The sequence below is a fragment of the Pandoraea cepalis genome (assembly GCF_902459625.1).
GTDB classification, from domain to species: Bacteria; Pseudomonadota; Gammaproteobacteria; order Burkholderiales; family Burkholderiaceae; genus Pandoraea; species Pandoraea cepalis.
The window spans coordinates 480,285-501,293 of sequence record NZ_CABPRY010000003.1 but is presented as its reverse complement, the minus strand read 5'-3'; the positions used below and the strand labels follow the sequence as shown (position 1 = coordinate 501,293).

15 protein-coding genes are annotated in these 21,009 nt (G+C 64.7%); 3 read left to right on the top strand and 12 right to left on the bottom strand.

Annotated features, from left to right (window positions below; all coding sequences use genetic code 11):
* Nucleotides 1-33: 33 nt before the first annotated feature.
* From PCE31107_RS10270 to PCE31107_RS10235, 8 genes are all read right to left on the bottom strand, one after another.
* On the bottom strand, nucleotides 34-1,302 hold the full coding sequence (locus PCE31107_RS10270) for an MFS transporter (RefSeq protein WP_150608186.1): 1,269 nt from the start codon (nucleotides 1,300-1,302) through the stop codon (nucleotides 34-36).
* Between the two features lie 10 nt (nucleotides 1,303-1,312).
* Entirely contained in the window at nucleotides 1,313-2,116 is an 804-nt protein-coding gene (locus PCE31107_RS10265) for a peptidylprolyl isomerase (RefSeq protein ID WP_150608185.1), read from the bottom strand.
* A 73-nt stretch (nucleotides 2,117-2,189) separates the two neighbouring features.
* Complete coding sequence (gene narI, locus PCE31107_RS10260) at nucleotides 2,190-2,873, bottom strand: respiratory nitrate reductase subunit gamma (protein ID WP_150608183.1); 684 nt, start codon at nucleotides 2,871-2,873, stop codon at nucleotides 2,190-2,192.
* A gap of 24 nt (nucleotides 2,874-2,897) precedes the next feature.
* Complete coding sequence (gene narJ, locus PCE31107_RS10255) at nucleotides 2,898-3,623, bottom strand: nitrate reductase molybdenum cofactor assembly chaperone (RefSeq protein ID WP_130026029.1); 726 nt, start codon at nucleotides 3,621-3,623, stop codon at nucleotides 2,898-2,900.
* A gap of 1 nt (nucleotide 3,624) precedes the next feature.
* Entirely contained in the window at nucleotides 3,625-5,151 is a 1,527-nt protein-coding gene (narH, locus tag PCE31107_RS10250) for a nitrate reductase subunit beta (RefSeq protein WP_017234418.1), read from the bottom strand.
* Entirely contained in the window at nucleotides 5,148-8,909 is a 3,762-nt protein-coding gene (locus PCE31107_RS10245; RefSeq protein WP_150608181.1) for a nitrate reductase subunit alpha, read from the bottom strand. Before PCE31107_RS10245 ends, narH begins: the two co-directional genes overlap by 4 nt.
* 317 nt (nucleotides 8,910-9,226) lie before the next feature.
* Entirely contained in the window at nucleotides 9,227-10,966 is a 1,740-nt protein-coding gene (locus tag PCE31107_RS10240) for an ATP-binding cassette domain-containing protein (RefSeq protein ID WP_150608179.1), read from the bottom strand.
* A gap of 154 nt (nucleotides 10,967-11,120) precedes the next feature.
* Nucleotides 11,121-14,492, bottom strand: a complete 3,372-nt coding sequence (locus PCE31107_RS10235) for a deaminase domain-containing protein (protein WP_150608177.1) — start codon at nucleotides 14,490-14,492, stop codon at nucleotides 11,121-11,123.
* A 355-nt stretch (nucleotides 14,493-14,847) separates the two neighbouring features.
* Here PCE31107_RS10235 and chrA point away from each other — a divergent pair, with 355 nt between their 5' ends.
* Complete coding sequence (gene chrA / locus PCE31107_RS10230) at nucleotides 14,848-16,083, top strand: chromate efflux transporter (protein ID WP_246181782.1); 1,236 nt, start codon at nucleotides 14,848-14,850, stop codon at nucleotides 16,081-16,083.
* Nucleotides 16,084-16,154: 71 nt separating this feature from the next.
* Here the strand turns inward: chrA and epsC are convergent, their stop codons facing one another.
* Entirely contained in the window at nucleotides 16,155-17,096 is a 942-nt protein-coding gene (gene epsC, locus PCE31107_RS10225; protein WP_150564732.1) for a serine O-acetyltransferase EpsC, read from the bottom strand.
* Nucleotides 17,097-17,512: 416 nt separating this feature from the next.
* Here epsC and PCE31107_RS10220 point away from each other — a divergent pair, with 416 nt between their 5' ends.
* Entirely contained in the window at nucleotides 17,513-18,187 is a 675-nt protein-coding gene (locus PCE31107_RS10220; RefSeq protein ID WP_174966613.1) for a C39 family peptidase, read from the top strand.
* Here the strand turns inward: PCE31107_RS10220 and PCE31107_RS23795 are convergent.
* Nucleotides 18,171-18,299 carry a hypothetical protein gene (locus PCE31107_RS23795; protein ID WP_017232138.1) on the bottom strand — a complete coding sequence of 43 codons (129 nt, stop codon included), beginning with the start codon at nucleotides 18,297-18,299 and terminating at the stop codon, nucleotides 18,171-18,173. The genes PCE31107_RS10220 and PCE31107_RS23795 overlap by 17 nt on opposite strands.
* Before the next feature lie 184 nt (nucleotides 18,300-18,483).
* Entirely contained in the window at nucleotides 18,484-19,374 is an 891-nt protein-coding gene (locus PCE31107_RS10215) for a LysR substrate-binding domain-containing protein (protein WP_150608173.1), read from the bottom strand.
* A gap of 93 nt (nucleotides 19,375-19,467) precedes the next feature.
* Here PCE31107_RS10215 and PCE31107_RS10210 point away from each other — a divergent pair, with 93 nt between their 5' ends.
* Nucleotides 19,468-20,769 carry an aspartate aminotransferase family protein gene (locus PCE31107_RS10210; RefSeq protein ID WP_150608171.1) on the top strand — a complete coding sequence of 434 codons (1,302 nt, stop codon included), beginning with the start codon at nucleotides 19,468-19,470 and terminating at the stop codon, nucleotides 20,767-20,769.
* 26 nt (nucleotides 20,770-20,795) lie between these two features.
* On the opposite strand, the gene PCE31107_RS10205 is transcribed toward PCE31107_RS10210, so the two are convergent.
* Complete coding sequence (locus PCE31107_RS10205; RefSeq protein ID WP_130026036.1) at nucleotides 20,796-21,005, bottom strand: tautomerase family protein; 210 nt, start codon at nucleotides 21,003-21,005, stop codon at nucleotides 20,796-20,798.
* Nucleotides 21,006-21,009 lie beyond the last annotated feature (4 nt).

Here is a 21,009-nt window from a genome sequence, read left to right as displayed (position 1 = left end):
CACCTCTCATCGGCAACGCCACCCCATACTCGCCTACATCACTCGCGCACGTCGCACTTCGGCAAGATAAATCAGGATCAGCGAGACCCACACGACGCCGTAAAGGAGCATGAAACAACTTGAGCGGATCTTGACGATGTCGAGCAGCGCGCCGAACAGAATCGGCAGCAGAAACCCGCCCAGGCCACCGGCCAACCCCACGATCCCGGTCACCACCCCCATGTTCTCGGGAAACTCGTCCGCCACGTATTTGAACGTCGAGGCCATCCCGAACGCGAACACGGCGCCCAGCACGAAGGCGAGCATCACGAACCCCACCACGGACACGCTGATGTGGAACGTTTGCGGTCCCTGGATCGTGTAGATCACGAAATCGGTCTTCGGATACGACAGCAGGAACAGGCAGATCCACGCCACCCACAGGCACCACCACGTGACCGCGTGCGCGCCGAACTTGTCGGCGAGCACGCCGCCGACCGCGCGCAGCACCGAGCCGGGCAGCGAAAAACCGGCCGCCACCGCCGCGGCCATCACCACCGTCATGCCGTATTCGGCCTTGAGATACTGGGGAATCCAAAGCGACAACGCCGTGAAACCGCCGAAGGTGATCGAGTAGTACTGGCACAGCCGCCATACGCGTGCATTGCTCAAAACCTTGAACGACGCCAGAATCGATCCGCCCTTCTTCCCCGCACCCGGGTCCGGCGCGGACGCCAGCCAGAAGATCACTGCCGTGACGAGCAGTACGACCGCATAGATGCGTGGGACCGCACGCCAGCCGTACGCAGCCTCCAAGCTCGGCGTGATGAACAGGTTGACGGCCGCCCCTGCCGTGCCTGCCCCGAAAAAGCCCATCGCGAAACCACGCCTGGCCGGCGGGAAGAACCGTGCGACGTAGGGGGTACCCACAGCGAACGACGCGCCCACGCACCCAAGAAATAGCCCGATAACAAGGAATTGCCACAACTGCGTCGCGTAGCTGACGACATACACCGGAATCGCGCACGTCACCAGCAACACGGTCATCACGAGGCGCCCGCCAAAGCGGTCCGTCCAGATGCCGAGCGGCAGGCGCATCACCGCGCCGGTCAGCACCGGCGTCGCAGTGAGCAGACCGAATTCCGTGCTGTTCAGGCCAAGGTCTTCACGCAACTGGATGCCCAGCACGCCGAACATCATCCAGACCACGAAACAAACGAGAAACGCGAACGTACTCGCGAACAACACCGAGTACGCCTTGACGCCCGGCGCGGGCCCCTGGCCGGCGACCGGAGGTGCAGTGGCAACGCGTGCGGTATCCATGCCCTCTCCCTTATTGGACCAGCGGCCCGTCGGCGCTCGCGAAGGTCACGCCTTCGAGATCGGCTTGCGCGGCAAGCAGTTGCACATACTGACGCGTGGCGCGCAGGCGTACCTGCTCGGTGAGCATCGTGGCAATGTCGTCCTGCACGGCCTCGAACGGCACCAGCGCACCCGGCACCCGGTGATCGATTCGCACCACGTGAAAGCCGAAGCGGGTCTTGATCAGCCGCGGCAGCACGCCCGTCTCGCCTGAACCGAAAATGCCTTGCGCAAACTCCGGCACACAGCTCGTGCGCTCAAGCTGCCCCAGACTCCCTCCCACTTGTGCGGACGGGCAGTTCGACCTCTGCGCCGCCATCGCTTCGAATTGGTCCGGCGATTGCAGGATCGCGTTCAGCGTTTCTTCCGCCTTGGCGCGCACCAGCGCGAGCGGTGCCCGTCCGGTCACACCGAACAGAATATGGCTCGCGTGCACCAGTTCGCCGCTGGTGAAGCGCTCGCGGTGCTGATCGTAATAGCGGCGAGATTCCTCGACGGTGGCGACAGGCGTAGCGACCTCCTTCGCGAACACGGCATCGGCCATCGCATCGGGCGGGTCGGTGTCGAGCGCGAGGCCCAACTCGACTGCGCGTTGCCGCAACAACTCTCGGATCGCGAGTGCGTAGCGGGCCGTCGTCTCCACATCGAATGCCGGGCCGGCGGCGGCAGTCGGGGCATCGGCAAGTTCTGCCATGGCCTCGTCAATGGCGCTGGCGTGAATCTCGATACCGTTCACGCGCAGCGGCGCGCGTGCCTCTGTCAACAAGGTTTGCATGTTCAGGGTCCTTGGCACTAGGGACGTTGTTCGACGCTTATCGACGTTTAGCGGCGATTAAGAGCGCCGCGCCTCAGCGCTTGCGCACCAATTGATACGGGCGGATCAGATAGACCACGGACGCCAGACCGCTCCAGATGTGTACCATGCGCGTGAAGGGCGATACGAGGAAGATCGTGAAGCCGAGCGCGATATGCGCGCGATAGGTCAGCGGCACGCCTTCAAGCAAGGTCGCCACGCCCGGCTGGAACGTCACGATGCCTTTCACGTAATCGGTCAGTTGCTCGAACATCGCGCCATCCATATGGCGCATGGAGAGCAACACCGTGCCGAGTCCCAGCGCGAGCTGAATCCAGAGCATGAACACGATGACGATGTCCCACGTGCGGCTCGTGGCGCGCACGCGCGGCGTGCCGATGCGACGGGCGATGAGGATCGTCAGGCCGATGATGGCGACCACGCCCGCGGCGCCGCCACCGACCATCGCGATCAACTGGTGCTGCGACGCGTTCAGGAACGGCGAGACGAGCCAGTGCGGCGCCAGAAACCCGGCGAAATGCCCGGCCACGACGACCAGCACGCCCCAGTGAAACATATTGCTGCCCAGGCGCAGCATGCCGTGCTTGAGCAATTGCGACGAATCGCTCTTCCACGAATACTGCTCGCGGTCGAAGCGGATCAGGCTGCCGAGGAGCAGTACCGTCAGGCAAATGTACGGATAGATGCCAAACAGAAACTGATGAAAGAAAGCTTGCATGGTCACACTCCTTGCTTTCCGAACTCAGCGCCCGGGACGGCGCGCATGGAACTGAATCGGTTCACCGACGGTATTGCCCTGCCCGCTCGGATGGCCCGCGCCCATGAAACGCACCGGGGCATCCTGATAGCTGGCGTCGATGGCATCGTAGTCCGCCGCACGCGGAATATGCGAAGCGTCGTCGACGTGTTCGGGCGGCGTCTGCGTCTCGCGCTGCGCCGTGGTTGCGCCGCACAGCCAGAGCAGCGCGCGCGTGAGTCCGGCATAGGGCGATCCGCGTTTGGCGAGCCCGGCATCGATGGCCTGCAGGAGATGCTCGATATCCTTGAGACGCGCCAAGCCTTCCGATTCCGTCAGGATGCCGACGTACTCGAGAAACGCGGGCAGATAGTCGGGTAACTCGCCAGGTGCCAGGTAGATGCCGCTGCGCTCGTACGTCTGCATGAGGTCGACCATCGCTTGCCCGCGATCGCGCGACTCGCCGTAGACGTGCTCGAACAGGTAGAGCGACGTCACGCGGCCACGGTCGAACTGTGCCACGTAGTTCTCCTGCAACGTGAGCAGATCGCGCTCGCGCCAGTAGGCGAAGAACGCGTCAAGCTCACGCCGTGCGGCGCCGCCAATGCGCGGACTGCCGAGCAACGTCTGCTCGATCTCGGGCAACGCAAGGGCCACCTCGTCGTCCGGGTAATGCAGCAGCGCACCGAGCAGGCGGCACTGCAAGCCGAGGGGGGTATCGGAGGCGGACATCTCAAATCTCCTGAATCGGAATGGTCCGCTTGTTCTTCTTGACCGGGTTGAACAGGTTGCCCGTGTCGTTGCCCGACGAGCATCCGTTGCCAAACGAGAAGCCGCACTCGCCGTGCATGTCGAACGTGTTTTCAGCGTATTCGCGGTGGGCGGTCGGGATCACGAACCGGTCCTCGTAGTTGGCAATCGCCAGATATCGGTACATCGACTCGACCTGCGCCACGGACAGACCGGCTTGCGCCAGCACGTCGTCCGCCTGCACGCCGTCGACGTGCCGTGCGCGCATGAACGCGCGCATGGCGAGCAGGCGCTCAAGCGCAAGCTTCACCGGCGCTTCGTCGCCGGCGGTCAGTAAGTTCGCGAGATAGCGCAGCGGAATGCGCAGCGACGCCACGTCGGGCAGCGCGCCGTTCATGCCGAGATCGCCGCTGTTCGCGGCGGCGTTGATCGGCGAGAGCGGCGGCACGTACCAGACCATCGGCAGCGTGCGATATTCCGGATGCAGCGGGAAGGCGATGCGCCAGTCGACCGCCATCTTGTAGACGGGCGACGCCTTGGCGCCTTCGATCCACGCGTCGGGCACGCCGTCGAGCCTTGCCTGTGCGATCACCGCCGGATCGTTGGGGTCCAGAAAGACCGACAACTGCGACTCGTACAGGTCTTTCTCGTCGGCCACGCCGGCCGCCTCGCTGATGCGGTCCGCGTCATAGAGCAGCACGCCGAGATAGCGAATACGGCCCACGCACGTCTCCGAGCACACCGTCGGCTGCCCGGCTTCGATGCGCGGATAGCAGAAGATGCACTTCTCGGCCTTGCCGCTGTGCCAGTTGTAGTAGATCTTCTTGTACGGACAGCCCGACACACACATGCGCCAGCCGCGGCACTTGTCCTGATCGACGAGCACGATGCCGTCCTCCTCGCGCTTGTAGATCGACCCGGAGGGGCACGATGCGACACAGGCCGGGTTCAGGCAGTGTTCGCACAGGCGTGGCAGGTACATCATGAAGGTATTCTCGAACTGGCCGTAGATGTCCTTCTGCACCGCTTCAAAGTTGTAGTCCTGCGACCGCTTGGCGAACTCGCCCCCGAGAATCTCTTCCCAGTTCGGTCCCCACTCGATCTTCTCCATGCGCTCGCCGGTGACCAGCGAGCGTGGCCGTGCCACCGGCATGGCTTTCGCATCCGAGGCGGTCTGCAGATGACCGTAGTCGAATGTGAACGGCTCGTAGTAATCGTCGATCTCCGGCAGATGCGGATTGGCGAAAATGCTGGCGAGCAGCTTGAGCTTGCCGCCCTGCAGCGGTTCGAGCTTGCCGTTGGCCTTGCGCGTCCAGCCGCCGCGCCAGCGTTTCTGGTTCTCCCAGTCTTTCGGATAGCCGATGCCCGGCTTGGTCTCGACGTTGTTGAACCAGGCGTATTCCATGCCCTCGCGGCTCGTCCAGACGTTCTTGCAGGTGATCGAACAGGTATGGCAACCGATGCACTTGTCCAGATTGAGCACCATGGCAATCTGCGCGCGCACTTTCATTGGCGTTCTCCGGTCGGGGGCACGAGCACCTGGTCGGCGGTATCGTCGAGCCAGTCGATACGATTCATCTTGCGCACTACCAGGAACTCGTCGCGGTTCGAGCCGACGGTGCCGTAATAGTTGAAGCCGTACGAAAGCTGGGCGTAACCGCCGATCATATGGGTGGGCTTGACGCTGATGCGCGTGACCGAATTGTGAATGCCGCCGCGCGTGCCGGTGATCTCCGAACCCGGCGTGTTCACGATCTTCTCCTGCGCGTGGTACATCATCACGGCCCCGCTCGGAATCCGCTGACTCACCACGGCACGGGCGCACAACGCGCCGTTCGCGTTGAAGCACTCGATCCAGTCGTTGTCGACGATGTCCAGCGAGCGCGCATCGGCCTCCGACATCCACACGATCGGTCCGCCGCGCGACATCGTAAGCATCAGCAAGTTGTCGGTGTAGGTGCTGTGGATGCCCCACTTCTGGTGCGGCGTGAGGAAGTTGAGCACCTTTTCGGGGTTGCCGTTGCTGCGCTGGCCGAGCATGTGCGCGTAGCTGCCCGTATCGATGGGCGGCTTGTAGACGCACAGCGACTCACCGAACGCCCGCATCCACGGATGGTCCTGGTAGAGCTGCTGACGTCCGCTCAACGTGCGCCATGGCACCAGTTCGTGGACGTTGACGTAACCGGCGTTGTACGACACGTGCTCCGACTCGATCCCGCTCCACGTGGGCGACGAAATGATCTTGCGCGGCTGCGCCTGAATGTCGCGAAAGCGGATTTTCTCGTCGGCGCGGGCTTCGGCAAGGTGCGCGTGCGGCAGGCCAGTCACCTTCGTGAGCGCCTGCCACGCCCGCACGGCCACCTCGCCGTTGGTCTCGGGCGCAAGCGTGAGAATGACCTCGGCGGCGTCGAGCGCCGACTCGATGCGCGGCCGACCATTCGACACCCCGGCCTCCGAGACCTTGTAGTTGAGCTGCCCGAGCAGGTCGATCTCCTCGTGCGTCTCCCACTGAATGCCCTTGCCACCGTTGCCGAGCGAATCCATCAACGGCCCGAGCGACGTGAATTTCCGGTAGGTATTCGGATAGTCGCGCTTGACGACGACCACGCCTTGCGCGGTCTTGCCCGGCACCGGATCGCACTGCCCGGCACCCCAGTCCTTCACCTCGTAAGGTTGCGCGAGTTCGCCGGGCGCATCGTGCGCGATGGGCGCGAGCACCACGTCCGTCTCCGTGCCGAGATGGCCGTCGCACAGTTCGGAGAAACGCTTGGCGATGCCCTTGAAGATCTCCCAGTCGCTGCGCGCCTGCCACGCCGGATCGACGGCGGCCGAGAGCGGGTGAATGAACGGATGCATGTCGGACGTGTTCAGATCGTCCTTCTCGTACCAAGTGGCCGTGGGCAGCACGACGTCGGAGTACATACAGGTGGTGGACATCCGGAAGTCCAGCGTCACGAGCAGGTCCAGCTTTCCTTTGGGCGCTTCGTCGCGCCATTTGACCTCTTCCGGACGCGCGCCGTGGGTCTTGCCGATGTCTTCGCCCTGCACGCCGTGCGTGGTGCCCAGCAGATGCTTCAGGAAGTACTCGTGGCCCTTGCCCGACGACCCGAGCAGATTCGAGCGCCACACGAACAGATTGCGCGGGAAGTTGTCGGGGTGATCCGGGTCGGTACACGCCATGCGCAGCGTGCCGTCCTTGAGGGCGTTCGCGACATACTGCCCGGCCTTCGACGGATCGGGTAGCGAGCGGCCGACATCGAGCGGATTGGTTTGCAGTTGAGGCGCCGTTGGCAGCCAGCCCATGCGCTCGGCGCGCACGTTGTAGTCGATGGGGCGGCCGTGGAACGGGGCCTTGTCCGCGAGCGGCGAAAGCAGGCCCGACGGATCGCTGTTGTCGTAACGCCACTGGTCCGTGTGCGCATAGAAGTACGACGTCGCGTTCATCTGGCGCGGCGGGCGGTGCCAGTCGAGCCCAAACGCCAGCGGCGTCCAGCCCGTTTGCGGGCGGAGCTTTTCCTGGCCGACATAGTGCGACCAGCCGCCGCCGGATTTCCCGATGCATCCGCACATCACCAGCATGTTGATGATCGCGCGGTACGACATATCCATGTGGAACCAGTGGTTGATACCGGCCCCGATGATGACCATCGACTTGCCCTGCGTCTTGTGCGCGTTCTCGGCGAACTGGCGTGCCACCGAAATCACGTCTTCCCGCTTGACGCCGGTGATCGCCTCCTGCCATGCCGGCGTGTAGGGCACATCGTCGTCGTAGGTGTGGGCGATGTGCTCGCCACCCAGGCCCTGATCAAGCCCGTAGTTCGCAATAAACAGATCGTAGACGGTCGCCACCAGCACTTCGCCTTCGGTCGTCTGGACACGGCGCACACCGACATTGCGGCGTTGCACCGAGGCGTGCGACGTGCAGGTGAAATGCGCGTGCGGCTGGTTGCCAAAGTACGGGAACAGCACGGGTACGACCTCGTCGTGACCCTCCACCATCGTGAGGCGCGGCTGGATGGGTTTGCCGTCGGGACCCTCTTCGCGCAGGTTCCACTTGCCCTTGTTGGCATCGTCACCTTGCGCCCAGCGATAGCCGATAGAGCCGACCGGCGCCACGAACTCGCCGCTCAACTCGTCGATCACGACCGTCTTCCAGTCGGCGTTGTGCGGTTGGCCCAGCGCGCCGTCGAAATCGGCCGCGCGCAGTTGGCGCTCCGGCACGTAGCCATCGCCCTGTTTGACCATCCGCACGAGACACGGCATGTCCGTGAAGCGTCGGCAGTAATCGATGAAGTAATCGCTCTTGCCGGCCAGGTGGAATTCGTTGAGGATCACGTGGCCCATGGCAAGCGCCAGTGCGGCGTCGGTGCCCTGCTTCGGATGCAGCCACAGGTCGCCGAACTTCGCCCCTTCCGCATAGTCGGGGAAGATCGACACGATCTTCGTGCCCTTGTAGCGCACCTCGGTCATGAAGTGGGCGTCCGGCGTGCGCGTCTGCGGCACGTTCGAGCCCCACATCACGATGAACGTCGAGTTGTACCAGTCGGCCGACTCGGGCACGTCCGTCTGCTCGCCCCACGTTTGCGGCGAGGCCGGCGGCAGATCGCAGTACCAGTCGTAGAAGCTCAGGCAGACGCCGCCGATCAGCGACAGATAGCGCGCGCCGGCGGCATACGACACCATCGACATCGCCGGAATCGGCGAAAAACCGGTGACGCGATCCGGGCCATAGCGCTTGACCGTGTAGACATTGGCGGCAGCGATGATCTCGTTGACTTCGTCCCACGAGGCGCGCACAAAGCCGCCCAGGCCGCGACGCGACTGATAGGCCCGGCGCGACGCCTCGTTTTCCACGATGGAGGCCCATGCCTCGACAGGCGCGAGCGATTTGCGCGCCTCGCGCCAGCGCGACACGAGTGCGCTGCGCACGAGGGGATACTTGAGACGATTGGCGCTGTAGAGATACCAGGAGTACGACGCGCCACGCGAGCAGCCGCGTGGCTCATGGTTCGGCATGTCGGGGCGCGTGCGCGGGTAATCGGTCTGCTGCGTTTCCCAGGTGACGATGCCCCCTTTGACGTACACCTTCCAGGAGCAAGACCCGGTGCAATTGACGCCGTGGGTGGAGCGCACGATCTTGTCGAACTGCCAGCGTTGACGGTACGCGTCTTCCCAGCCGCGGTCTTCGTCGGTCGTGGCACCGTGCCCCTCGGAGAACTGGGGACGTGAAGACGTGAAAAAACGAAGACGGTCAACGAAATGACTCATGGCGTTTCCCTGGCATGAGTCGGCGCAAGATGGCGCCGACAGGCGAGCGAAAGCGGGAACGCCACACGATTCCGAAGTGTTGGGGGGCGGTTCCCGCCGGCTTAAGGCAACGACTGCGCAGTCGGGTCTTCGAACACGAGGCGATTATTCGCCTTCGTTTGTGACATGTAAAGCGCGTCGCATCGAAGGTTTGCCTTGGCTCAACACGTGGCGATATTTCTTGTAGTGCTATATAAGCCGCGCCCTGACTCTGCTTGACGTTGACGGCGCTCGCGGGCATGTGAACCGCTATATTCAATCCGATATAACGGTTTTGGCTAGGTCCGTCGGGCCAGCACCTCGTCGCGCGGGCCGGCGTCGACGACGCGGCCTGCGTCCATCACCACGAGCGTGTCGAACCGGTCGAGCAGGCTCGGCCTGTGCACCGACGCGACGATGCAGGCGTTCGGGAACGCTTCATACAGGCGATCGAATACTCGTGCCTCGGCCAGCGGGTCGAGCGCGCTGGTCGGTTCGTCGAGCAATAACAGCGAACTCCCCTGCGCCGCCAACGCGCCCCGCGCAAGCGCGAGCCGTTGTCGCTGACCGCCCGAGAGGTTGCCGCCGCGCTCATTAAGCAGGCTGGCCATGCCGTCGGGAAGATGCTGGAGGACGTCGTCGAATGCCCCTGCATGCACAGCGGCCTGCACGGACTGCGCGGCGGCCGGTTCCCCGAACGTCAGGTTCTCCTCCACGCTAGCCTCGAACACTTCGGCTTCCTGCGGGATCAGCGTGGCCAGCGTGCGCAGATCGGCCCACTGTGCCGCCGCGCCGTCGCGCAGCAGTTGGCCCTGCTGCGGGAGATAGAGACCGGCCAGTGTGCGCAGCAGGGTGCTCTTGCCACCCCCGCTCGGGCCGACCAGTGCCACACGCGTGCCGCGCCGGAGCACGAGATCGACACCGCGAAGTCCGCCGCGCGCGTCGTCGGCGTAAAGCCAGGACACGCCGCGCAGTGTGAGCGTCTCCCACGGCGCATCGGGCACGATGCGGGGCACAGTCGCTTCGGGATCGCCCGGCGCCGCCCAGATCGGCTCGGCGCTGCCGTAATCCGTGTGCATGCGGGCGAAGCTCTGGAAGTTCGACGCCATCGAGCCAACCACTGTCGCCGCTTGCTGCGCATACTGGTAAATCATGAACACCGTGCCCAGCAACACCGCCTGCCCCGGCACGCGCGACTGCAACACGTAGACGACGACCAGGATCCACGTCAGCCCCATGCCGAGAATATCGACGGCGAACCATTTGCCCTCGTTCACCACGACGGCGCGGCGCAGCGGCGCCATCACCGTCTCCATGCGCCGCCCCAGCACTTTGCGAGACGCGGCCTGCAGACGCAGGCCGATCACCGTGCCAGCATTACCTACGAAATCGAGCAGCGCCGCGGCGTAGCGTCGTTCGGCATCGTTCTCCGCTCGGGCGAGTTGCATCAGTACGCGGTCGAAACGCAGGATGATGAGGGCCACGACGACATAGCCCGTCACGGCAATCACACCGCTCGTGCGAGACAGCAACGCCAGCGCCACCAGCGGCCCGACGAAATTAAAGGCGCTTTGCAGATAGCCGAACTGATTCTGGGCGAAGTCGGACAGCGCGCGACTGGATTGCACCACGCGGTGTTGCAACTCGCCGGAGTGTCGGCCATCGCGCCATGCGAGCGGTGCGGTGGCAATCCGCGCGTACAGTTGATCGGCCAGCCGGACACGCACACGAACCCCGACGTTGCGCTCCAGGATCCGGCCCGGACCGTGGAGCAGCCAGGACAAGAGATAGACGCCGACCAGGTAGACGATCCAGCGGCCGGCCGTCGTCATGTCGCCTTGCTGCAGCGCATTGATCGCCTGTGCCGCCAGCCACGGCAGGGTCAGACGCAATAACTGCGCGGCCGACAACAGCCCGGCGGCGCCGAGCAAATGCAGCCGCACGCCGTGGGCGTGGCGCCAGAGCGCGCGGTAGAGATCGCGCGCCGCACCACCCAACCCGATGGCGGGCGGTTGTACTGGAGCGTCAGGCACCGTCATGCGTACATCGTTCCTTTGCCGTTAAGCTCAGCCCCCGGTCCGCATGCCCCTCGACGGGCGGACGGCGAACCGGGAAGTCGTCAGGCGCCGGAGGTGGCGCCAGAAGTGCCGTCGAGTGCGGTCAATATATTGGAAAATCGACCAGGCGTCGCGCTCACAGGCTGGAATGCGCGTGCCGTTCGTCTGGGTCGCGCGCGTGTGCGTGGGTTCTCGCTTGCCCGGTCGCGGCTGCCGACGCCGTCACGGCAGGGGGCGCCGGCGTGGTGTCGGGTCGCGTTCGGCGATCGCGCGGCGAAGGGGCCACATAATGGAAGCGCAACGCCGCGTCGGGATAGTGATAGGGGACCATGGCGAGATTGACGGCGCACGAGTCGCAGAACGGCAGGCGCGAGCACAGCACGATCGAGCGAACGACGTTCTCGCCCATCGGGTAATCCGCATAGATCTGCGCCAGAATCATTCGCTCGGTATCGAGCGTGCGGGACTGCGCTCCGCCGGTGGCGGCGTTGAACGTCGGCAGGTCCGCGTCAGCCATCGCCAGGCGTAGTTCGGGCGACTCGGTGAAAATGGCCTCCTCCCCCGAGCGTGCCGCTTTGCGGCGTTGTGCGATGACGTTGTGCTCACGCCGCGCATACGCCCTGCCCGCGTCCACGATCCGTACGCTCGGCGTGTTCGTGTGCAGCGTGGTGCGCTGGAGCCCCGACAGGCAGTAGTAGAGGGTTCTCGTCCCGTCGACGAGTGTGACCTCCGCCACCGCAATATTCGCGTTACGCGAGACCTCGCGCATCCGGTCGCCGACATCGCGTGCCGCGCGCGCCGTACCGCCGACCAGTGCCTGGATCCCCGACATGCCGGGAAACAACGTCTCGAAGATCGACAGCACCTCGCGGGTCGTCTGCACGTCCCCGACGAACGGCAACTGCGACCATACGGCCAACGGCGCGGGCCGCGAGACGAAGTCCCTCGCGATCGCATTGATGAACGCCTCCGCTTGCGCCGGGTAGTGCTGCCAGTGGTTCCACAGACGATTGAACATCGGCATCAGTGTGGTATCGATCCCCGGCGGCGCCGCGAATCCACTGGCGCCGGGCGATGCCTCGGGCGTTCTGGACGCGGCCACCCGATGTTCGATCGCTTGCGTCAGGTCGCGAACCGCTTGCCTGGCCTCGACGACGGACAGCGAAATGTCCTCGAGCCCGCGCCACACATCCGCCGGCGACGGTGCCTGCTGCCAGAGCTTGAGATACAACTGCAGGAACGTGCGGCCTTCGCCATAGGCGATCGCCGGCATCACTACGACGTTTTCGGCCGCCGCGCGATGGTGCTGTGCCGTGCGGTACGCGCGAATGTCACGGTGCGTCGCCTGGCGAAAGTGCAGGTGTACCTGACGTGCCGATTCGTGTTCACCGTATTCGTCGTGTTCGTCGCGCTCGGGCAGCCTGAAGCGGTAGAAGACGTCGCTGGACAGTTGCACGATGCCGTGCAGCGCGCCTTCGCTATCCCGATACGTCCCGAAGGGGGCCGCGATGCGCATGCCGCCGAGCGTGAGACGCACGCGGCGCCCGCCGACCGGTCCCTCCGTGGTCGGCTGCTCGTAATAGGCCAGTTCGCCGTTCAGTTCCGGCGCATACACCGACGGATCGACGAGTGGCGAGTCCGCCGAGACGCGTGGCACGCCATGCTCGTCGATGCGCCCCAGACGCCCGAACGCAAAAAACACCTGGCCGCCGTCCGCCGATGGCGTCAAGCGCGAATACACCGCGACGCGCAAGCGTACGAGCGGCGACGCGTCCAAGGCTTGATGCTGCGTCAGGGTGGCGCCCTGCTCCGTGACCGTCACTTCGTCATGTCGCTCCGAGTGGCATTCCAGACACATGCCGTCGATATCGACCCCCGTGCCGCGCGAGATGCGGCACAGCGACTCCGGGCCTCGCTCGCGGCGAATGTCATCGAGCGGCCGGAGATCCGAAGCGTGTTTGCGCGTGTGCGCCACCGTCGCACCGTACAGAACGCCGTCGATGTCGAACACCTTTACCCCGTTTTGCGTCAGGTCCGGGAGGAATTCGACACGGACGTTGGGCGGCAATGACCATTGCACGCCTCGGCCAAGGGGGCCGTCGAACGGCTCATGTTTGATGACGCGCGGCAACGGCGCTGCCTGTGGAGTTGCCTGTGGAGTTGCCTGTGGCGTTGCGTGAGAGGACACCTGGGGCAATGCCTGTGCGGATGCCGGGATGGGCGTTTCCGGCCAAAGGTGTTGCAGCAGCGCAATGGCATCCTGATGGAGCGTATCGGCGCGCACCATGGCGGCAACACACTCGAGCCCCGACATCGTCAGGCGCGATGCCAACGCGCCCGACCCGCCGATGTCGGCCGCCGCGTGCCGCCGCGAGCGCGCGCCGAAAGACGCATCCGGCAGACCGCGGCGGTCGCGGGGAGCACGCTTCACGACGGTATCGATCAGCAGCTCGGCGATTTCCTCCATGTCCGGCGAATCCAGGACCGACGAATCGGGATGCGGCCAGCCCGCTGAGATAGTGGCGCCGGCGACCGCCAACGTGAACCGCACCTTGTCGCCTTCGCCGATGCGCGACTCGATCGACGACCAGCGCTCGCCCCAGAAAACAGGCCCATAGGTCTCAGCAAGGCTTCTGCCACCCACGCCGTCGGTCGAGTCGACGTTATGTAACGGTGTGATGAGCGCGGGTGCATCGTGGGCGAGCGAGAGGGCAAACTCGCGCCAGACGCCGTCCTCGCCCCTCAAGTGCAGGGAAATCGCGTGAGACGCGTCGTAGACGATCCCTCTCGGGGGCAAACCCGGCCGCCCCGCGCGCTCGACGAGCATCGACATGCGGGTTGGGAGCAGAACCTCGGCCTCGGCAAACGCCGCGCGCGTTTGAGCGTCCGAAGCGGCGACGGATTCCCGGATCAGCGCGACGACGGCGTGCTCGATATCCCCCCGGTAGGCTTCCAGTCCCGCGCTCAGGGCCTCGCGGCTGTCGGCCGGCGCCGGCGGGCGACCGAGCGATCGGGCGTGCGGTGCCGGCAGGCACTGCGCCATCACCCCACCGCCGTCGGGGCGGTAAGGCCACACGCGCAGCAACGCGTGAATGCCGAACACCGCGTCAGAATGCGGCAACGCTATCGGCGCCGTGGTTGGTCCCGTCTCGATACGAACCTCTCTGCGGCTGATCGACCGTGGCCCGGCAACCGAGGCCCCCGGGGCGACGGCCGCGACCGCTACGCCTGTCGTACAGACCACCGCCAACAAGCCCAGCGCGAAGGCCGCATTGGCGGTCTCACGGCCCGTTGCGCCAACCGCTGCGCGAGCGACGGGTTCGGTCGGCAGCGGTTGCGGGGCCGAACGCAGAGGCGCCTGCGTCTGGACAGCGCGACGACGGGGCACCGACAGACCGGCTCGCCAGTCGTCGACGAATGCGGGGCGAGCGATGCCCCGTCTTGTATGGTGCGCATTGGCGGCGGGTCGATGCGCGTGGTGCGGCATGGCGTAATGCAATCGAGTCATTCAGCGTTTCTCCGTGAATTCGGCGGCGTTGTGCCATCGCGAGATCGCGAAAGACAACATCCGCAGCGAGGGGGAAACGCTAACGCGGCACGCGAACCTGCGATTGCTGAAACGAACCGGCGATTGTGGCAGTCCTCACCCACTTCACCGCCACGGGGGGAGAAATGCGGAAATCGCTGTCCGCGTTGCAAATGGCCGCCGCGCCATGAACCCCGGCGACCGGTGGCACCCACGGCGGGCGTGGCGCGCGCCTGCGATGCCCCTGCGTGTCCCCATCCTACTGACGGTCATGCCGACGTCAACGCGTCAGCGTTAAGATGTGCAACCTTGTGCTGCTTAACGTGAGTTGTCCCCCTTGAAAACCGACATCGAGACCGTCCCGGGTCCCGCCACGAGGCACGGGCGCGCCGCCCTGGAAGTGCTGCGTGCGTTTCTCCTGCTGGGCGTGACCAGCTTTGGCGGACCGGTCGCCCACATCGGTTACTTCCGTCGCGAATTCGTGGAGCGGCGTCGCTGGCTTGATGACGCGAGCTTCATCGATCTGGTGGGGTTGTGCCAGTTTCTGCCCGGACCGGCGAGCAGTCAGGTCGGGTTCTCCATCGGACTTCAGCGGGCCGGATGGCTGGGCGGCATCGCCGCGTGGTGCGGGTTCACGCTGCCGTCGGCGCTGCTGCTTCTCGTGTTTGCCGTCGTGGCGCCGCACCTGGGCGGTCCGGTCGGCGATGGCGTGCTGCATGGCTTGAAGCTGGTGGCGGTCGCCGTCGTGGCGCAGGCCGTATGGGACATGGCGAGGCGATTATGTGCCGACACACGCCGCGCGGGGATCGCGTTGGCTGCCATGACAGTGCTCGCGTTGACGACCACCCAGTTTGCGCAGCTCATCGTGATCGCGCTGGGCGCGGGGCTTGGGGTTCTGCTGCTGCGCTCGGGCCACGCGATGGCTGCACCGCCGTTGCCCTGGTCAGCGCGATTTCGAATCTCACGTACGGCGGGCGCCGTGGCGCTGATCCTCTTCTGCGTGCTGCTGGCTGGGTTGCCGTTCTTGCGTCATCTCACCGACGCGCGGTCCGTGGCCATATTCGACGGCTTCTACCGATCCGGCGCGTTGGTGTTCGGCGGGGGTCATGTCGTGCTGCCGCTGCTTCAGGCGCAGACCGTGGCGACGGGATGGGTGTCGAACGGCGACTTCCTGGCCGGTTATGGTGCGGCGCAGGCGGTGCCGGGCCCGCTCTTCACGTTCGCGACCTACCTAGGGTGGCGCTCGGGGAGCCCGCTGCATCCGTGGCTTGGCGCCGTGCTTGCGACGGCGGCGATCTTTCTTCCCGGGCTGTTGCTCGTCGTGGCTGCGCTGCCGCATTGGCAGGCGTTGCGTGAGCGTGCGTCGACGGCGGCCGTGCTTGCCGGGGTGAATGCGGCCGTCGTGGGCATATTGGCCTCGGCGTTGTACTCCCCGGTGTGGACAAGCGCGGTGCACAGCGCCGCCGACTTCGCGGTGGCCGCGATTGCGTTCGTGCTGTTGACGCGGTGGAAGGCACCGCCGCTTGCCGTGGTTGCGCTATGCGCTCTCGCCGGGGCGGCGGGGCTTGCCTGACGGGCCTGACAGGGCGCGACGTTGAATACCGCCTGACCGATCCGTGCGCGGCGTGGGCCACGCGGGGTGCATCAGGACGATTCGTTATCGCATCCGGACACCGGGGGCGAGCCGGCCTCCGTGCGCGATCTTGCTTGCGTGATGTTGCTGAACGGCGGGACGTCTTGCGTGAGCCAGACGTTACCGCCGATCACCGAGCCTTGTCCGATAGTGACGCGACCGAGGATCGTTGCGCCGGCGTAAATGACCACGTTGTCTTCCACGATCGGGTGACGCGGTAGGCCTTTGCGCGGATTGCCGTCGTCGTCGGCCGGGAAGCGCTTTGCGCCGAGCGTGACGGCTTGGTAGACGCGCACGCGCTCGCCGAGAATCGCGGTTTCCCCGATGACCACCCCTGTCCCGTGATCGATGAAGAAGCCGGCACCGATCTGTGCGCCTGGGTGAATATCGATTCCTGTTTCCGAATGGGCTTGCTCGGCGATGATACGGGCGAGCAGGGGCAATTCCAGTCGATAGAGTTCGTGGGCGACGCGGTGGTGAATCATCGCGTGAATGCCTGGGTAGCAGATCAGTACCTCGTCGACGCTGCCGGCGGCTGGGTCGCCTTGATAGGCGGCGAGCACGTCACGGTCGAGCAATTCGCGGATGGCCGGGAGGCGTTGGGCGAATTGCTGGATGGTGGCGTGGGCGCGTTCCTCGATGCGTGCGGGCGTGAGGTTGGCGTCGTGGCGTGCCTTGTGGCGCCATTCCATGCGGGCTTGTTCGGCCAGGCCGTTGAGCACGCTGGTCAGGGTATGACCGACGAAATAGTTCTCGCCTTGCTGGTGCAGGTCTGGCGGGCCGAGGCGCATGGGAAAGAGCACGCCTTTGAGGGCGCCGATGATGTCGGCGAGGTGTTCACGGGAGGGCAGATCGCGTCCACCGGATTCGAGCAGGCGGCGTTGGCCGTCGCGCCAGCGCAGGCGAGCCGAGTGCAGGGAGGAGACGATGTCGTCGATGTCGAAAGCGGCCACGAGGGGGGAACTCCTGAAAAGCGGGTGCCGGGGACGGAGTCTTCGGCGGAAAGCGAAAGAAAGGGGGGGCGCCCGAAAGCGCGTCAGCCAAAGAAGGATAACGGGTTTCCAAAGCATCAGTGGTGAAGTGGTTTATTTGGGCGGTGCCGGGCTTAGGTCGTTGGGTGGAGGGACTGGGGGCGTGGAGGGGGGACGGACCGGGGCCCCTTTCTGCAGCGAGTTGGGTTTATGTTTGAGAGGCGGAAAGGGGCCCCGGTCCGTCTGGGGGGCAGGTGTGGAAAGCGTCAAAACGCGCCAAAGAGGTGCGAACGAGGTGCGAACGAGGTGCCAAAGAGGCGGACAACCAGCGCAACGGAGGCGCCGAATGGCAGGCGATCGTTGCGTACGTCGCGTGGGAAGAACCGGAGATGCCAGATATGAAGCGTCAATTCCGACACCTCGACGTTCCCTACAGATCGCAGTGGGGCGATCCGGCGTTGAACCGAGAGATAAGAAATGGATGCATGGATCCATGCGACGACCCTGCTTGGAGAAACACAGGATTCAGGGATGAAACAGCGTATCGATTCTGGAGCCGAAGGGTATGCGGCATCGCATGCCTTGAGTCGATTCTCGATTTTCTAGGCATTGCACATGAAAATCGAAAGCGCATGCTTGGCGAGGCGATCGATCACGGCGTCTATGAGATAGACGGAGAAGATTCCGTCAAAGGACTGATATACCGCCCATTTTGCCGATGGATTCGTTCGCGGTATCGGTTGAATGCCCGCATCTATGAGGGCGCGCCACTAGCATCGGTGACGCAAGAGATCTCCCCGACTTGCATGATCATGGCGTCGGTCAGTCCCGAGATTGCCACCCCCCAGCAACCGAACCATCGACGCGGCGGGCATCTGGTGCTGATTCATGGGGCGGATGCCGGCCACATCTGGTTTCACAATCCGTCCGGCATACCGCCGTTCCAATGTGACGCTAACCTTGCGATCGACCACGCAGAGCGCTTTCATGCTGGACGCGGCATGCTAATTGATTTTGGCGAAGGCGCAAACGTCCCCCCTCGCCCGAACCAGCCCCTTACAGGGCCCGCTTGACCGTGCGCGCTGCGCCTGAAATGTCCTGCCCGACGCCGTCGACCGTATTGCAGCCTGCCAACGAGAGCAGCGAACCGACCACCAGGAAAACCGCCAAAATACGCGCCAACATATCGACCTCGATACAAAAAACGAAATAACCACGAGTTTCCGGCCACCATCGGAGCCTCCCAAGGCCCGGAACCCGGCTTCTTGTTGATGAGCGAGGAAGCGACTACCCTCGCCTCAAAACGATGCGCAATTGTGCTTCAAATTCACCTGAACCGGGGCAAACATGAAAGCCCCACGTCCCCGCCCTACAACACCGCCAGCGTCCGCCGAATGTGATCGGCAAACGCAACGCTCAAGTGATTCGGACGCGCGCGATCGAACTTTACCGTAATCCCGACCGACGGCAATGGCGGCAACGTATCACCTGTAACAATGCGTAAATCCTGGGGCACCGCCGTTTGCGTCATCACCGCGAACGCCTGCCCCGAGCGCGCCAGCGCCGTCAATCCCGCCAGATTGCTGCTCGCATAGGCAATGCGGTACGCCCTGCCCGCCCGCGCCAACGCCTCGCAGGCCGCCATATGATCCAGCGTATCCGGGTCGGACAACGCCAGCGGCAGCGCCACGTCGGGATTCGAAAGCACCGCCTCCAGGCCCGGATTCCCGATCCAAACCAACGGTTCCCGTCGGATGACGCCCTCATCGTCCACGCCGTCCGGCAATGAAATCAGCGCCAGATCCAACGTATGGCGCGACAATTGCTCCATCAAGCGCGGTGTTGGCTCGCAAATCACCTCCACCAACGCATGCGGATGCGCCACCGCAAACTCACGCAACAGATGGGGCAGAAACGCGGCGGCGTAATCGTCCGGACACCCGAATCGAATCGTGCCGCTCAACCCGCGGCCCGACATCTCCGCCATGGCCTCGTCGTGCACCCGCAGAATCCGCTGGGCGTGCCCTAGCAAACGCTCGCCAGGACTCGTCAACACCACGCCGCGGCCCGTGCGCTGCAACAACGGCTGATCGACGATCGCTTCCAGACGCTTCATCTGCTGGCTCAGCGCCGACTGCGTTCGCGCGATGCGCTGCGCCGCACGGCTGAGCGAACCCGCCTGCGCAATGGCCACGAACGAACGCAGCAAATCGATTTCCAGGGACAGGCTCAAGATATTAGGCTCGCTTCTATCTTCCATTAGCACTATTCGCTTCCATGAAATCAGAGCGCTGCCTAGACTGCAAGCGGTAAATGCCCCGCCCCATCGCCGTTGCCCATCGGAGACACCTGCATGTCCAAGAACCAAGACGCCGACTTCTGGCGCAACGCCCGGCAGCATCTGATTCGTTACGGCGGCACCTTCGAACCGATGATCATCGAGCGGGCGCAAGGCAGCTTCGTCTACGACGCCGACGGCCGGGCTATCCTCGACTTCACCTCCGGACAGATGAGCGCCGTGCTCGGTCATAGCCATCCCGACATCGTCGACGTCGTCACCGAATCCATCCGCACGCTCGACCACCTGTTCAGCGGCATGCTCTCCCGCCCCGTGGTCGACCTCGCCACGCGGCTCGCCGACATTACCCCCGAGGGCCTCGACCGGGTCATGCTGCTGAGCACCGGCGCCGAATCGAACGAGGCCGCCATTCGCATGGCCAAGCTCGTCACCGGGAAATTCGAAATCGTCGGGTTCGCGCAATCGTGGCACGGCATGACCGGTGGCGCCGCCGCCGCGACCTACAGCGCGGGACGTAAAGGCGTCGGACCGGCCGCGGTCGGTTCGTTTGCAATTCCCGCGCCGTTGACCTACCGCCCCCGCTTCGGCCCGGCCGATCAGTACGACTACCTCGCCGAACTCGACTACGCGTTCGACCTGATCGATCGCCAGTCCAGCGGCAACCTTGCGGCCTTCATCGCGGAACCGATCCTCAGCTCGGGTGGCATCATCGAGCTGCCGCCGGGCTATCTCGCAGCGCTCAAGCGCAAGTGCGAAGAACGCGACATGCTGCTCATTCTCGATGAGGCGCAGACCGGCATCGGCCGCACCGGCACGATGTTCGCGTTCGAGCGCGACGGGGTCACCCCCGACATCCTGACGCTCTCGAAAACCCTCGGTGCCGGACTACCGCTCGCCGCCATCGTGACGTCCGCCGAGATCGAGGAACGCGCCCACGAACGCGGCTACCTCTTCTACACCACCCACGTCTCCGATCCGCTGCCCGCCGCCGTTGGCTTACGCGTACTTGACGTCGTCGCGCGCGACGGGCTTGTCGCGCGCGCCAACGTCATCGGCGAGCGTTTGCGCAATGGATTGCTGGGGCTGATGGAGCGCTTCGAATGCGTGGGCGATGTGCGCGGACGCGGCCTGCTGCTCGGCATGGAAATCGTCAAGGATCGTCGCACCAAAGCGCCGGCCGACGGACTCGGCGCGAAGATCACACGCGAGTGCATGAACCTCGGCCTGAGCATGAACATCGTGCAACTGCCGGGCATGGGCGGCGTGTTCCGCATCGCCCCGCCGCTGACCGTCAGCGAAGACGAGATCGACCTCGGGCTGGCGTTGCTCGGACAGGCCATCGAGCGATCGCTATGAGGTCGAGCGCGTCGTCGGGGCCCCACTCACCCCGGCGACGACGCACGGCGCACGACCGTCGTGGTTTGTCCCGCATAGCCCCAGTTGTCCGTGTCGATCTCCTCGATCACGATGTGCGTGAGGTGCGGCGGCTTGTGCAACACGCGCTCCAGCGTCTCGGTGACTTCACGGATCACCTGTGCTTTCTGCTCGGCGGTATTCCCTTCCCGAGTGATACGAATGCTGACGAACGGCATGATT

Excerpts from the sequence above, each read along its gene's own strand:
- narJ (WP_130026029.1), bottom strand. The coding sequence starts at position 3,623 with ATGTCCGCCTCCGATACCCCCCTCGGCTTGCAGTGCCGCCTGCTCGGT.
- PCE31107_RS10245 (WP_150608181.1), bottom strand. The coding sequence starts at position 8,909 with ATGAGTCATTTCGTTGACCGTCTTCGTTTTTTCACGTCTTCACGTCCC.
- narI (WP_150608183.1), bottom strand. The coding sequence starts at position 2,873 with ATGCAAGCTTTCTTTCATCAGTTTCTGTTTGGCATCTATCCGTACATT.
- PCE31107_RS10220 (WP_174966613.1), top strand. The coding sequence starts at position 17,513 with ATGAAGCGTCAATTCCGACACCTCGACGTTCCCTACAGATCGCAGTGG.
- PCE31107_RS10265 (WP_150608185.1), bottom strand. The coding sequence starts at position 2,116 with ATGCAAACCTTGTTGACAGAGGCACGCGCGCCGCTGCGCGTGAACGGT.
- PCE31107_RS23795 (WP_017232138.1), bottom strand. The coding sequence starts at position 18,299 with ATGTTGGCGCGTATTTTGGCGGTTTTCCTGGTGGTCGGTTCGCTGCTC.
- narH (WP_017234418.1), bottom strand. The coding sequence starts at position 5,151 with ATGAAAGTGCGCGCGCAGATTGCCATGGTGCTCAATCTGGACAAGTGC.
- PCE31107_RS10270 (WP_150608186.1), bottom strand. The coding sequence starts at position 1,302 with ATGGATACCGCACGCGTTGCCACTGCACCTCCGGTCGCCGGCCAGGGG.
- PCE31107_RS10235 (WP_150608177.1), bottom strand. The coding sequence starts at position 14,492 with ATGACTCGATTGCATTACGCCATGCCGCACCACGCGCATCGACCCGCC.
- PCE31107_RS10215 (WP_150608173.1), bottom strand. The coding sequence starts at position 19,374 with ATGGAAGATAGAAGCGAGCCTAATATCTTGAGCCTGTCCCTGGAAATC.
- PCE31107_RS10210 (WP_150608171.1), top strand. The coding sequence starts at position 19,468 with ATGTCCAAGAACCAAGACGCCGACTTCTGGCGCAACGCCCGGCAGCAT.
- PCE31107_RS10205 (WP_130026036.1), bottom strand. The coding sequence starts at position 21,005 with ATGCCGTTCGTCAGCATTCGTATCACTCGGGAAGGGAATACCGCCGAG.
- PCE31107_RS10240 (WP_150608179.1), bottom strand. The coding sequence starts at position 10,966 with ATGACGGTGCCTGACGCTCCAGTACAACCGCCCGCCATCGGGTTGGGT.